This is a genomic window from Micromonospora sp. NBS 11-29 (assembly GCF_002140155.1).
In the GTDB taxonomy this organism is placed as follows: Bacteria; Actinomycetota; Actinomycetes; order Mycobacteriales; family Micromonosporaceae; genus Micromonospora.
Map to the genome: position 1 here is coordinate 89,611 of NZ_NAPR01000020.1, position 13,379 is coordinate 102,989.

Annotated in this window: 8 protein-coding genes, 1 pseudogene and 1 riboswitch; of the genes and pseudogenes, 6 read left to right on the forward strand and 3 right to left on the reverse strand. The window is 73.4% G+C overall.

The window, feature by feature from the left end; translation table 11 throughout:
* Both B1205_RS32200 and B1205_RS22785 read right to left on the reverse strand, forming a co-directional pair.
* On the reverse strand, window positions 1-2,030 hold a 2,030-nt coding region (locus tag B1205_RS32200), incomplete at its 3' end, for a sensor histidine kinase (RefSeq protein ID WP_303395034.1).
* A complete protein-coding gene (locus B1205_RS22785; protein WP_254910141.1) occupies window positions 2,017-2,985 on the reverse strand; it encodes a hypothetical protein in 969 nt (322 codons plus the stop codon). The genes B1205_RS32200 and B1205_RS22785, both read right to left, overlap by 14 nt.
* A gap of 437 nt (window positions 2,986-3,422) precedes the next feature.
* Here B1205_RS22785 and B1205_RS22790 point away from each other — a divergent pair, with 437 nt between their 5' ends.
* The 3 genes from B1205_RS22790 (at window position 3,423) to B1205_RS22800 (ending at window position 7,797) form a co-directional block, all read left to right on the forward strand.
* Window positions 3,423-6,287, forward strand: a complete 2,865-nt coding sequence (locus B1205_RS22790) for an alpha/beta fold hydrolase (RefSeq protein WP_089157462.1) — start codon at window positions 3,423-3,425, stop codon at window positions 6,285-6,287.
* Window positions 6,287-7,168 carry an ABC transporter permease subunit gene (locus tag B1205_RS22795; RefSeq protein WP_089157463.1) on the forward strand — a complete coding sequence of 294 codons (882 nt, stop codon included), beginning with the start codon at window positions 6,287-6,289 and terminating at the stop codon, window positions 7,166-7,168. The genes B1205_RS22790 and B1205_RS22795 overlap by 1 nt, the downstream gene beginning before the upstream one ends.
* A gap of 179 nt (window positions 7,169-7,347) precedes the next feature.
* Window positions 7,348-7,797, forward strand: coding sequence for a DoxX family protein (locus B1205_RS22800; protein ID WP_089157464.1), 450 nt, complete (start codon window positions 7,348-7,350; stop codon window positions 7,795-7,797).
* 350 nt (window positions 7,798-8,147) lie between these two features.
* Here B1205_RS22800 and B1205_RS22805 read toward each other — a convergent pair whose 3' ends face one another.
* Window positions 8,148-8,768, reverse strand: a complete 621-nt coding sequence (locus tag B1205_RS22805; RefSeq protein WP_089157465.1) for a DUF4232 domain-containing protein — start codon at window positions 8,766-8,768, stop codon at window positions 8,148-8,150.
* 103 nt (window positions 8,769-8,871) lie between these two features.
* Window positions 8,872-9,005: riboswitch (SAM riboswitch) on the forward strand.
* Between the two features lie 13 nt (window positions 9,006-9,018).
* Between B1205_RS22805 and thrC the strand changes: the two are divergent.
* From thrC to paaN, 3 genes and pseudogenes are all read left to right on the forward strand, one after another.
* Window positions 9,019-10,253 (forward strand): annotated as a pseudogene (gene thrC, locus B1205_RS22810) (threonine synthase).
* Between the two features lie 372 nt (window positions 10,254-10,625).
* Window positions 10,626-11,645: a GNAT family N-acetyltransferase gene (locus B1205_RS22815; protein ID WP_089157466.1), complete on the forward strand. Its 1,020-nt coding sequence runs from the start codon at window positions 10,626-10,628 to the stop codon at window positions 11,643-11,645.
* Window positions 11,646-11,698: 53 nt separating this feature from the next.
* Window positions 11,699-13,372 carry a phenylacetic acid degradation protein PaaN gene (gene paaN / locus B1205_RS22820; RefSeq protein ID WP_176308750.1) on the forward strand — a complete coding sequence of 558 codons (1,674 nt, stop codon included), beginning with the start codon at window positions 11,699-11,701 and terminating at the stop codon, window positions 13,370-13,372.
* Window positions 13,373-13,379 lie beyond the last annotated feature (7 nt).

Sequence of the window (13,379 nt, forward strand, 5' to 3'; positions counted from 1 at the left end):
CCGAACGCGTTCCACGACTCGCCGAGGGCGAGGCTGCGGGTGGCCCGGCTCAGCAGCTCCGCGTCGAAGCCGGCCGGCAGGGCCTCGGCCGGCCGTGAGGTGGACGGTGCGGCGGGTACGGGTTCCGGAGCCCGCTCGACGGGCGGCACGGTCGCCCGCGCCACGCCGGCGTCGGCCGGCTCCGCCCGGCGGATCACCAGGGAGGCGGCCGGGATCTCCACGGCGGCGGTTACCCCGCCGCCGCCGGTCGCGGCCAGCCGGACGGTCCAGCCGTGCCGGCGGGCCAGCCGCCCCACCACGAAGAGCCCGAGCACCTCGGTCGGCGCGAGGTCGAGCCGCTCCCGCCGGGTGAGCCGGGCGTTCTCCTCGGTGAGCCGTTCCGCGGTGAGGCCGATGCCGTGGTCCACCACGGTCAGCCGGGCGCCGTCGTCGGTCAGCTCGCCGGCCACCACCACCCGGGTGTGCGGCGGCGAGAAGGAGGTCGCGTTCTCCATCAGCTCGGCCAGCGCCAGCACCAGGTCACCGACGATGGCGGGCGCCGCCGAGAGGCCGGGCGGCACCTGCACGTCGACCCGGGTGTAGTCCTCGATCTCGCCGAGCGCGAGCCGGACCACGTCGGCCAGCGGGACCGGCGCGACGTGGCCGTCCGAGCCGGTGGCGCCGGAGAGCACCACCAGGCTGCCGGCGTTACGGCGCAGCCGGCTGGAGATGTGGTCCAGCCGGTAGAGGTGCTCCAGCCGGCCCGGGTCGGCCTCCTGCCGTTCCAACCGGTCGATGAGGGCGATCTGACGGCCGACCAGGTTCTGCGTACGCCGGCCGACGTGGCCGAACATCTGGGCCACGTTGCGTCGGCCGACGACCTGCCGCTCCACCAGCCGGGCGGCGGTGTGCTGCACCCGCTCGAACGCACGCGCCAGGTCGCCGATCTCGTCGCGGGCGCCGACGTCCACCGGGTCGAGACGTACCGGCGGCACCGATTCGGTCTCGTCGTCGGCCACCCGGGTCAGCTCCGCCTCGGCGACCCGGGCGACGCGCTCGGCGGAGCGGGTGAGCCGACTCAGCGGCCGGGACACCGTACGGGCCACCGTCATGCTCAGCACCACCACCAGGAGCAGGACCACGGCGGCGGCCACGGCGACCAGCCAGGCCGTGGTCAGCGCGTCCCGCTCCTCGGTACGGGTCTCCGCGATGACGTCCGCGACGACCTTCTTCTCCACGAACTGGCCCAACGTGATCATCGAGCGGACCGAGGGGAAGAGCGTGTCCAGGGTCAGGGGGGCGATCGCCTTGACCGGGTTCTGGACGCTGTCGACGAGGAAGGTCGGGCTGGTCCGCGCGGCCACCGCCGCGTCGTCCAGCAGGGCCACCTTGAGCTGCTCCGGCGTGATCAGCTTGCGGAACCGGTTGTTGTCCACGTCGAGCGCCGCCATGCAGGCGATGAACGAGCCGGACACGCGCGGGTCGCCGGTCGCCTTGACCAGCACGATCAGGGTGGCACACGAGCTGAGCGACTCGTCGGTGCGCAGCAGCGCGTCGAGCGCCAGCACCTGCCGCCCGGCCGCGGTGTCGGTGTCCACCTGGAACGGCAGCCGCAGCGCGTCGATCAGGTCGGTGTCGACGGCGGCGAAGCTGGTGAGGATCTGCTCCGGGGTGGCCCGGCCGGCGAGCACCGCGGTCCGGACGTCGGCCAGTCGGCGTACCCCGTCGAGGGCCTTGCCGACCGGCGCCGGCAGCGGCTCGGCGCGCAGGTCGGCGACCTGGTCGTCGGCGGTGGCGGACTTCTGGATCAGCTCCGTGCGGGTCACCCGCCCGAGCAGCAGCCCGACCGAGAGCAGGCGTTCCTGTTGGAGATTCTGGACCAGGCTGCCGATCCGGCTGGCGACGCGGACGGTCTCGGCGGTGTCGGCGGCCCGCTCGGCGGCGGCCACCCGGTCGAGCACCACCGGCACGGCCAGTCCCACCATGCTGAGCAGCGGAATGATCACCAGCAGGGCGAGCTTGCCCCGGATCCGCAACCTACCGAGCAGCATCGAACGGTCCCCACCCCTCGGTGTCGACGCCCCGGCCCACCGGGACCGGTCGGCGGTCGACGCCCCGGGGGACCACCGACGGGTCCGCGTGCGCCGTCGCGGGCTGTCCGGGGCCGGCCGGCGGGCGGTGCGCCTCGGTGGCCCGGCTCCGGTGCAGCGCCACGGTCAAGCCGATGAGCAGCGCCACCGCCACCCCGGCCGCGACCCGGGCCAGCAGCCGGTCCCGGTCCAGTGCGTCCAGCCGCTCCCGGAGCAGCGTGTCGAGCTGGTCGAGGATGACCGTGCGGAGCTGCTTGGCGGCGGCCTGCGCGGCGAGCCCGGCACGGCTGAGCTGGTCGGTGCTCGGCGTGGCCCGCGCGGCGCCCGGGGCGGAGAACGCGGTGAACGCCTCCAGGGAACGCTGGTAGGTGTCCAGCGGAGTGAGCACGTTGGCGCCCAGGTCGGTGCTCTCCGAGCTGTCCACCGCCGCCCGCAGGTCGGCCACCAGGTCGTTGGCGGGACCGAACGCGGACACCCGCAGCTCGGCCAGCTCGACGCCGGTCTGCACGCGCTGGGCGGCGGGCCGGGCGGGGGCCAGCCGGACCAGGTCGGCGAGCCGGCCGGCCAGCACCATCGCGGTGGGCAGGTCGCCACCGATGCCGTCCTGGAGGAAGAACGAGTCGGAGCGGGGATCGCGGATCAGGCCGGAACTTTCCCGTACCTTCCGGTAGAGGGCCAGCAGCAGGTCGTTGGCCTCGCCGTACGCCCGGTAGGCGGCCTCGGGGTCGCCGAGCCCGCGGTCCGGCAGCCCCTCCAGCTTCGCCCGCAGCCCGGCCCAGCGCTCGTGGCTGCGCAGTTCCTCGCCGACGGCGCTGTCCACCTCCGCCACCTGCTCGATGGCGGCGTTGAGCGCCGTTCGGGAGACCGGCGCCCCGTTGACCGCGGTGGACTGCGCCTCCACCAGGGCGTCGGTCACCGGNGGGCGACGACACGCCCCGGTACGGAGGGCCGCCGACGGACCCGCGGCGCGGGGACTGTCATGGTCTGTCTCCTCCGGCGACGGCGGGGCTGTCGGTGCCGGAAGGTCGCCGTACGCAGTCCCGTGCACCGGACCGGAAAAGTAGTCGAACCGGACGGCGCAGGAGCATCGGTCGTCGAGTCGGCTTCGCGTCTGTTCGGCCGGAATGACGCATCGTCGCGACGTTGAACACGCAGCGTCCGATCGGATCGTCGAGACGTGACTTCGACGATGATTTGCGCCTGTAGATGTGAATGCACGGGATCCGAACACGTCCCGCTGGGACGCTCTGGACCTGCCACGGATGACGGACGGCCCGCACCGAACGGCGCAACCGGACGGACGTACGGCGGATCTCAGGGAACGCTCAGCCGACGGGCCGTAGCGTGTGCCGCATGAGATCACCCGTCGCGCGGGCCCGGCGCGCCCTGGCCGGCCGTCCGCGCCGGATCGTCGCCGCCGTGGCGGTGGTCGTCCTGGTCGCCGCCGCCCTGGTCTGGGCGGTCCGACCGCAGCACCCGGACTTCCGGACCGAGTCGGCGGTGGTGACCGTCCGCTCCGGCCCGGCCGGGAACGAGCCGGTCGACCTGGACACCACGCTCTACCTGCCCGGCGACGCCTCCGAGGCCAACCGGGTGCCGGCGGTGCTGCTGGCGCACGGGTTCGGCGGCACCAAGGAGTCGGTGCGCTCCGACGCGGAGGACCTGGTGGCCCGGGGTTACGCGGTACTCACCTGGACCGCGCGGGGCTTCGGCCGCAGCGGCGGCCAGATCCACCTGGACAGCCCAGACTACGAGGTGCGGGACGCGCAGCGCCTGCTGGACCGGCTCGCCGCCCGCCCGGAGGTGCGCCTCGACTCCGCCGGCGATCCGCGGGTCGGCGTGGTCGGCGGCTCGTACGGCGGCGGCCTGGCCCTGCTGCTCGCGGCGCAGGACCAGCGGGTCGACGCGATCGTGCCGATGATCACCTGGAACGACCTGTCCCGCGCGTTCCTGCCGGAGAGCACCGGCAAGCCGCCCACCGAGGGTGTGTTCAAGAAGGGCTGGGCCGGCATCTTCTTCGGCGGCGGCGGCAACGCCGGCTCCGGCCCGGCCGGACTGTCCGGTGCGACCGCCGCCGTGCCGGAGGGCGCGCCCGCGTCGGCCGGTCCCGCGAGCCCGCGGCCGGGCGCCGGGCCGGGCAGCGGGTCCGGCCGGGCGCCGGGCGGTGCCGCCGACCCGTCCTGCGGTCGGTTCGCCGCCGACGTCTGCGCCGCGTACCTGCGCATCGCCACCACCGGCCGGGCCGACGCGGCGGCGGTCGAACTGCTCCGCCGCTCCTCGCCGGCCGGCGTGCTGGACCGGATCACGGCGCCCACCCTGCTGGTGCAGGGCGAGGCGGACACGCTCTTCCCGCTCACCGAGGCGGACGCCAACGCCCGCGGCATCGCCGCCGCCGGCACGCCGGTCCGGGTCGCCTGGTTCACCGGCGGCCACGACGGCGGGGCCGGGCCGACGTCCGACTCCGACCGGGTGAAGTTCCTGACCGCGCAGTGGCTCGACCACTACCTGGAGGGCGAGGGCGCGGCGCCAGGCGACACGTTCACGTTCTCCCGGATCGCCGGCTTCGACGCGCTCGACCGGGGGCTGGTCGCCACCGGCTACCGCACCGACGACTACCCGGGCGTGACCGGCCAGGACCGCCGCGAGGTGGCGTTGACCGGGCCGGCGCAGCCGGTCGCCGTTCCGCCGAACGGCAACCCGGCGGCGATCTCCGCGGTGCCGTTCGCCGGCGCGCTCGGCTCGCTGCTGGACGGCGTGGCCGGCGACATCCCCGGCCAGCACGCCCGCTTCGAGTCCGCGCCGCTGGACGACCCGGTGGACGTGGTGGGTGCGCCGACCGTACGCATCCGGGCCGCCTCCGCCACCGGCGAGGCGGTGCTCTTCGTCAAGCTCTACGACGTCGACCCGCAGGGCGCGTCGACGCTGCCGTCCGGCCTGGTCGCGCCGGTGCGCCTGACCGGACTGCCGGCCACGCTCGACGCCGCGGCGCCGGTGACCGTCACGCTGCCGGCGATCGTCCGGCGGGTCGAGGCCGGGCACCGGCTGCGGCTCGTGGTGGCGACCTCGGACCAGGCGTACGCCACGCCGGCCGACCCGGCGGTGCACACCGTGGCGCTCGCCGACGGCCCGCTGGCGCTGCCCACCGTCGACGCCGAGCCGATCCCCACCTCGGCCACGGTGTGGCGCTGGGTGCTCGTCGGTCTGCTCGCCGCGATCGTGGTCGGGCTCGTCGTGGTCGTCCTGCTCACCCGCCGCCGGCACCGTCGCCAGGACCGCTCGATCCACCCGGAGTACGCGGGCGTCCCGCTCGCCGTGCGCAACCTGCGCAAGGCGTACGCGGACGGCTTCGTCGCGGTCTCCGACGTCGACTTCGAGGTGCACCCCGGCCAGGTGGTCGGCCTGCTCGGGCCGAACGGCGCCGGCAAGACCACCACCCTACGGGTGCTGATGGGGCTGACCCAGCCGACGGCCGGGGAGATCTACGTCTTCGGCCACCGGCTGGTGCCCGGCTCCCCGGTGCTCTCCCGGATCGGCGCGCTGGTCGAGGGGCCGGGTTTCCTGCCGCACCTGTCCGGGCTGGACAACCTCAAGGCGTACTGGCGGGCCACCGGGCGACCGTGGGCGGACGCGCACTTCGACGAGGCGTTGGAGATCGCCGGCCTGGGTGCCTCGGTGCACCGGCGGACGAAGAAGTACAGCCACGGGATGCGGCAGCGGCTCGCCATCGCCCAGGCCATGCTCGGCCTGCCCGAACTGCTGGTGCTCGACGAGCCGACGGACGGGCTCGACCCGCCGCAGATCGCCGAGATGCGCCGGGTGCTCCAGCGCTACGCCACCGACGGCCGCGCGGTGCTGGTCTCCAGCCACCTGCTCGCCGAGGTGGAGCAGACCTGTACGCACGCGGTGGTGGTGAACAAGGGGCGGATCGTGGCGTCCGGCCCGGTCGAGGAGATCGTCGGCGAGTCGCCCAGCGTGTTGTTCGACGTCAGCGATCCGGACGCGGCGCGTACCGTGCTCGACCGGCTCGACGGCGTCCGGGTGCTGCCCGACGGCGACGGCGGCCTGGTGGTCGACACCAACGGCACCGCCCGCAGCGAGGTGGTGGCCGAACTGGTCCGGGCCGGCATCGGGGTGGACCGGGTGGTGCCCCGGCGTCGCCTGGAGGACGCGTTCCTCGCCCTGGTCGGCGACAACTCTCGGGGAAGCGGGGACCGGTGATGGCGGATTCTTCGACGGCGTCGACGTCGGGTGGGGCGGCGGTCGGCTACCGGCCATCGGCCACCCTGCCGTTCGGGGCGGAGTTCCGGCGGCAGGCGTCGCGGCGGCGTACCCAGCTCGGGCTGGGGTTCATGGTGCTGCTGCCGCTGATCATCCTGGTGGCGTTCCAGTTCGAGTCCGGCGGCGACGACGGCGGCGGGCGGGGCGAGTTCGCCAGCCTGGCCGACCTGGCCACCTCGGGCGGGCTCAACTTCACCCTGTTCTCGATCCTGGTCTCGGCGTCGTTCCTGCTGGTCGTGGTGGTGGCGCTGTTCTGCGGCGACACGGTGGCCAGCGAGGCGAGCTGGGGCAGCCTGCGCTACCTGCTGGCGGTGCCGGTGCCCCGGGCCCGGCTGTTGGCGGTGAAGCTGCTGGTCGCGCTCGCGTACTCCGGGTTGGCGCTGCTGCTGCTCGCGGGCACCGCGCTGCTCGCCGGCACGCTGCGCTACGGCTGGGAGCCGCTGAGCAGTCAGGTCTCCGCCGAGCTGGCCCCGGCCGACGGGTTGCTGCGGCTGCTCGGGGTGCTCGGCTACCTGGCGGTGGTGCTGCTGGTGGTGGCCGGCCTGGCGTTCCTGCTCTCGGTGACCACGGACGCCGCGCTGGGCGCGGTCGGCGGGGCGGTGCTGCTGTGGATCCTGTCCAGCATCCTGGACCAGATCACCGCGCTGGGCGGGCTGCGCGACCTGCTGCCGACCCACTACAGCAGCGCGTGGCTGGGGTTGCTGTCCACGCCGGTGCAGACCGACGACGTGGTGCGGGGCGCGATCTCGGCGATCGTCTACGCCACGCTCTTCTGGGGCCTGGCTTTCTGGCGCTTCACCCGCAAGGACATCACCAGCTGAGGCGTAAGGAGGGGGCCCCGCTTAACGCATTCGGTAGAGGAAGGGGCCCCTCTTAACCTCTTGCGCCCATATCATGGGAGCGTTCCCATGAGATTGTCCCGCTAGCAAAGAATTGATTACCTTCTATCCTGTCGAGCGCCATCCTGGACGGCGTCCCACTCTCGCCCAGGAGGTTTCCCATGGTTCCCGCACAGTTGAACGGCCCCGTGCTCTCCCTGTTCCGCATCGTCACCGGCGCGCTCTTCGTTTGCCACGGCCTGGCGTCGATCTTCGGCATATTCGGCGGCAACCCGGCCACCGGCGGGTCCGTCCCGGTCGGCACCTGGCCCGGCTGGTGGGCCGCGTTGATCCAGCTCGTCTGCGGCGTGCTGGTGCTCGTCGGACTGCTCACCCGACCCGCCGCGCTCCTCGCCTCCGGCTCGATGGCGTACGCGTACTTCGTGGTGCACCAGCCGAAGGACCTGCTGCCGATCGGCAACGGCGGCGAGCTGGCGGCGCTCTTCTGCTGGTCGTTCCTGCTGGTCGCGGTGCTCGGCCCCGGCACCTGGGCGCTCGACGCCCTGCTCTCCCGCCGCCGTGCCCCCGCCGAGGAGGACCTCGCCGCCGAGCGCGCCTCCGTCCCCGCCTGACGGCCCCCTCGCCCCTCGCCCGCTGAGATCTTGGTACGGGAGCGCCCCGCAGAGGGCGGCCCCGTACCAAGATCCGGCGCGGCAGGGGCCGCGATGCGCGGACTGGCGATCCTCCTCGGACAGCGTCGTCTCCCCGAAATCGATGGCGAGCACATGACCGAGTGAGCGGCGTAGCGCCGCGGCCTCGTCGACGCCGGTCAGGGTGGTGGGCAGGTGGATGATCCAATGCGGGTCACTCATGGCCCGGGCCGGACAAACTGCCGATGTACGACGGCCGACGTCAGGCCCTCCGTCATCGCGATAGTGCCGTTCCGGTGGGGCGCGTCGAGCAGGCAACCCGACATCGCCGTTCAGAGCGGGTTGTCGGGGACCACGACCGAGGAGGGCGGGCCGCTCGGCGTGGCCGGTTCCGTGGTCGGATCGGGATCGCGGCGTTTCCAGGCGCTGACCCCCAGCCGGCCGGTGTTGCCCAGGTCGATCGGCCCGTCCAGCTCCACCGGGTACGCGGGTCGGCCGGCCACCGGGGCGGCATCGAGTCGGGTGCCCTCGGTCGGCGTCGCGGTGGGGTCGGTGAACAGGTTGCGCCAGATCAGGGCGGCGCCGGCGTGTTCGCCGGGGCGCAGCACGAGCCGGGTGGGCGGGTCGTCGAAGCCGGAGGTGATCGGCTTGGCGCCGGGGATGATCCGCACCACGATCGGCTGCCCGTCGGCGTCGCGCAGGGCGACCGCCGGATAGCCGCGCAGCTCGTACGGTTGGTTGCCGCAGTTGACCAGGTCCAGGCCCATGGCCCGCAGCCCCATCGCGGCGCTCACCCCCAGGCCGGTGATCCGGATGCCCTCGGGGGTGCAGGCCGGGGTGGGTGACGCGGCGGGAGCATGCTCGGGTGACGTGGCCGGATCCGGCATGGGCGCGCAGGCGGTCGTCAGCGTCAGAGCCGCGAGGAGTACGGCCGGGGCCGCCGCGTTCCGCATCCGGCGATCATGTCACCCGAGCGTTGTGCGGGTTGGCCCACAGCGTGGGATCCCGGGGTGGCGCGGCGGTGAGCAGGGCATAGACTCGACCGCACAACTGCATACCTCATCCAGAGGGGCTGAGGGATACGGCCCGACGACGCCCCGGCAACCACCCGCACGCTCGATGACGAGCGACCTGCGGGCAGGTGCCAATTCCGTCCCCGCCGCACCCGGCGATGCGGGGAAAGATGAGAGGAATTTCCTCGACATGACGTCGACGCTTCCCGCCGTCTCCGGCATCGACACCACGCACAGCCCGGCCCGCGCCCTGGTCTGCCGTGCCTGTTCCGCGCGTTACCCGCTGGCCGCGCAGCACGCCTGCTACGAGTGTTTCGGCCCGCTGGAGGTCGACTACGACACCGCCGCTCTGGCCACCGTCACCCGCGAGCAGATCGAGGCCGGCCCGAACAGCATCTGGCGCTACGCCGCCCTGCTTCCGGCCGGCCAGGACCCGGCCACCCGGGTCACCCTCGACCCGGGGCTGACCCCGCTGGTGGCGGCCCCGCACCTCGCCGCCGNTCGTTCAAGGATCGGGTGGTCTCGGTGGCGCTGACCGCCGCCCGGGCGCTCGGCTTCACCCGCTACGCCTGCGCCTCCACCGGCAACCTGGCCAACTCGGTCGCCGCGCACGCGGCCCGCGCCGGCGTACCGTCGGTGGTCTTCATCCCCAGCGATCTGGAGCAGGGCAAGGTCGTCACCACCGCGGTCTACGGCGGCGACCTGGTCGCCATCGACGGCTCGTACGACGACGTGAACCGGCTCTGCGGCGAGCTGGTGGAGACCGACGAGTTCGAGGACACCGCGTTCGTCAACGTGAACGTCCGGCCGTACTACGCCGAGGGGTCGAAGACGCTGGGCTACGAGGTGGCCGAGCAGCTCGGCTGGCGGATTCCGGCGCAGGTGGTCATCCCGATGGCCAGCGGCGAGCTGCTCACCAAGATCGACAAGGCGTTCGCCGAGCTGGTGGAGATCGGGCTGGTCGAGGCGCCGGCCGACGGGTGGAAGGTGTTCGGCGCGCAGTCCGCCGGCTGCAACCCGATCGCCACCGCACTACACGACGGCAGCGACACCATCGTCCCGGTCAAGCCGACCGGCATCGCCAAGTCGCTGAACATCGGCGACCCGGCCGCCGGCCTCTACGCGCTGGAGGCGGTGCGCCGCACCGGCGGCTGGATGGAGTACGCCGACGACGACGAGATCCGCGCCGGCATCCGGCTGCTGGCCCGGACCACCGGCGTGTTCGCCGAGACCGCGGGCGGCGTGACGGTGGCGGTGCTGCGCAAGCTGGTCGAGTCGGGGAAGCTCGATCCGACCGCCGAGACGGTGGTCTTCAACACCGGCGAGGGCTTGAAGACGCTGGACGCGGTCGCCGCCGAGTCCGGCCCCACCCACCGCATCAAGCCCAGCCTCCGCGCCGCCCGAGACGCCGGCCTCCTCTCCTGACAGACCTTTGGGTGCGTCTGTCGTCGCCCCAGCGACAACAGACGCACCCGAAGTCGCGCACCGCGGCGGGCGTCACCGCGGCGGCGGGGCACGGGCGGCTCGCGTGACGCGGCACGCCCGGGCGGGGGATCGGGGACCACCAGCGGGTGACGGGAAATGTACGGGGGGTGTTGGGAAAGTGGCGGCGAGGACTTGACGGCAGGAATCGGACGGCGCAAGATGCTCGGTGCGGGAGGGCATCCGCCGGAGACTTTTCTAAGTTTTGCGACCCAACGCCGGAGGCGTTGTGCGGACGTCCCTCCCGACCAACCTCGGACAGGGCCAGCGGAAAATCGCTGGCCCTGTCGCCGTTTCCGGCCCAGGCTCGCCCTCATGAGCCTGACCGTCACCCCGCTGGACTCCGCCGACACGCCGATGCTGGACGCGGTGCACCGGATCGCGAGCGCGGCGCAGGCCGTCGACGAGCCGGACCTGCCGCCGATCTGCCGGCGGCGGTTCGAGGGCCCGCTCGGGCACCCGATGCCCGGCATCGACACGCGCTGGGTGGTCGCCCGGCTCGACGGGGTGCCCGCCGGCTGGCTCCGGCTCTACCTGCACACGATCGACAACACCGAGAACGCCAGCGTCGAGCTGGTGGTGGATCCGGCGTACCGGCGTCGGGGGGTCGGCCGCGCGTTGCACGCGCACGGCGTACGTCTGCTCCGGGAGCACGGCGGCAAGCGGCTGGTGGGCTCCGCCGCCGCGCCGCTGCCCGGCGAGGAGGGCGGGGCGTTCCCCGGCGCGGCGTTCGCCGCCGCCACCGGCGCGAAGCCGGCCCTCGCCGACGTCCGCCGCCGGCTCGACGTGGCCGCGCTCGACCGGTCCCGGCCGGTCGCGCTGCTGGCCGACGCCCAGGTGGGAGCTCCCGGCTACCGTGCGGCGCACTGGCGCGACCACGTCCCCGGGGAGTACGCGGCGGACGCCGCCCGCCTGGAGAGCCGGCTGCTGCTCGACGCGCCGATGGGGGAGTTGGAGTGGGAGCCGGAGAAGATGGACGTGGAGCGGATCCGGGGCGTGGAACGCGCGCTCGACGGCCGTGGGGTGCGCCGCTACAACACCGGGGCGGTGCATGAGGCGTCCGGCCGGCTGGTCGGCTGGACCCAGCTCACCCTGGACGCGAGCAGCACCGAACACGCCTGGCAACAGATCACCATCGTCGATCCCGGCCACCGCGGCCACCGGCTCGGCCTGCTCTGCAAGGCCGGCAACCTGGGGTACGCGCTGGGCCACGAGCCGGCGCTGCGGCTCGTCGACACCTGGAACGCCACCGCCAACGCCCACATGATCGCGATCAACGAACAGCTCGGCTTCCGCCCCGTCGCCGGCTCGGTCGACTGGCAGTTGACCCTCTGAAGTTGTGACACGCCCCTACTGATCTGGTGCCTTCCTGTTGCATGATGGCGGGCATGACGGAGACCCCGCACCCCCTGTACGACAGGCACGCCGAGACCCTCGACCGGGCGCTGACCGCCATCACGGAGCGCGGGTACTGGTCGGCCTACCCCGAGTCGCCCAGCCCCCGGGTGTACGGCGAGACCGCCGCCGCCGACGGCAAGGCCGCCTTCGAGGCGTACCTGGGTGGCGACTTCCCGCTCGACCAGGCCGGTGACGGCACCACGGTCGCCACCGAGGCCAGCCCGTTCGGCGTGGCGCTGGACGTGCGCTACCCGCACGCCGGCGCCGATCAGCTCGTGGCTGCCGCGACCGCCGCGCTGCCGGCCTGGCGCGACGCCGGCCCGAAGGCCCGCGCCGGGGTCTGCCTGGAGATCCTCGACCGCCTCCACAAGAACGTGTTCGAGCTGGCCAACGCGGTGCAGTTCACCAGCGGCCAGGCGTTCGTGATGGCGTTCCAGGCCGGTGGCGCACACGCGCTGGACCGGGCGCTGGAGGCGGTCGCCTACGCGTACGCGGAGATGACCCGCCACCCGGGGACGGCCGGCTGGGAGAAGGCCGCCGGCAAGGGCGACCCGCTGCGGATGACCAAGACGTTCCATGTGGTGCCGCGCGGGGTGGCGCTTGTCGTCGGCTGCAACACGTTCCCGACCTGGAACTCGTACCCCGGGTTGTTCGCCTCGCTCGTCACCGGCAACCCGGTGGTGGTGAAGCCGCATCCGCGCGCGGTGCTGCCGCTGGCGATCACCGTGAAGTACGCCCGCCAGGTGCTCGCCGAGGCCGGCTTCGACCCGAACCTCGTGCAGCTCGCCCCCGAGGCGGCCGACGAGAAGCTCGCCTCGACGCTGGCCCTGCACCCGGCCGTCAAGATCGTCGACTTCACCGGTTCCACCGAGTACGGCGACTGGCTGGAGGCGAACGCCCGGCAGGCCGCCGTCTACACCGAGAAGGCCGGCCTGAACACGGTGGTGATCGACTCCACCGACGACTTCGCCGGGCTCTGCCGCAACCTGGGCTTCACGCTCACGCTCTACAGCGGCCAGATGTGCACCACCTCGCAGAACCTGCTGATCCCGCGCGACGGCATCGACACCGACCAGGGGCACAAGAGCTTCGACGAGGTGGCCGCCGGGATCGCCGGTGCGGTCGCCAAGCTGACCGCCGACCCGGCCCGGGGCGTGGAGCTGACCGGCGCGATCGTGAACGACGGGGTGCTGGAACGCCTTGACGAGGTCACCAAGGTCGGCGAGCCGGTGTTGGAGTCGCGCACCGTCGAGCACCCGTCGTTCCCGGGCGCGGTGGTGCGTACGCCGACCGTGGTGAAGCTGGACGCCGCCGACACCGCGACCTACGGGCGGGAGTGGTTCGGGCCGATCTCGTTCGCCATCGCGACCGACTCGACCGAGCACAGCCTGCGCATCCTGCGCGAGACGGTGGGGGAGAAGGGTGCGCTGACCGCGGCCGTCTACTCGACCGACGAGGCGGTGCTGGACGCGGCCGAGGCGGCGGCGGTGGACGCCGGGGTGCACCTGTCCTGCAACCTGACCGGTGGCGTGTTCGTCAACCAGTCGGCGGCGTTCTCCGACTTCCACGGCTCGGGCGCGAACCCGGCGGCCAACTCCGCCCTGACCGACGGCGCCTACGTGGCGAACCGCTTCCGCATCGTCCAGTCCCGCCGCCCCGCGTGAAAGGAGG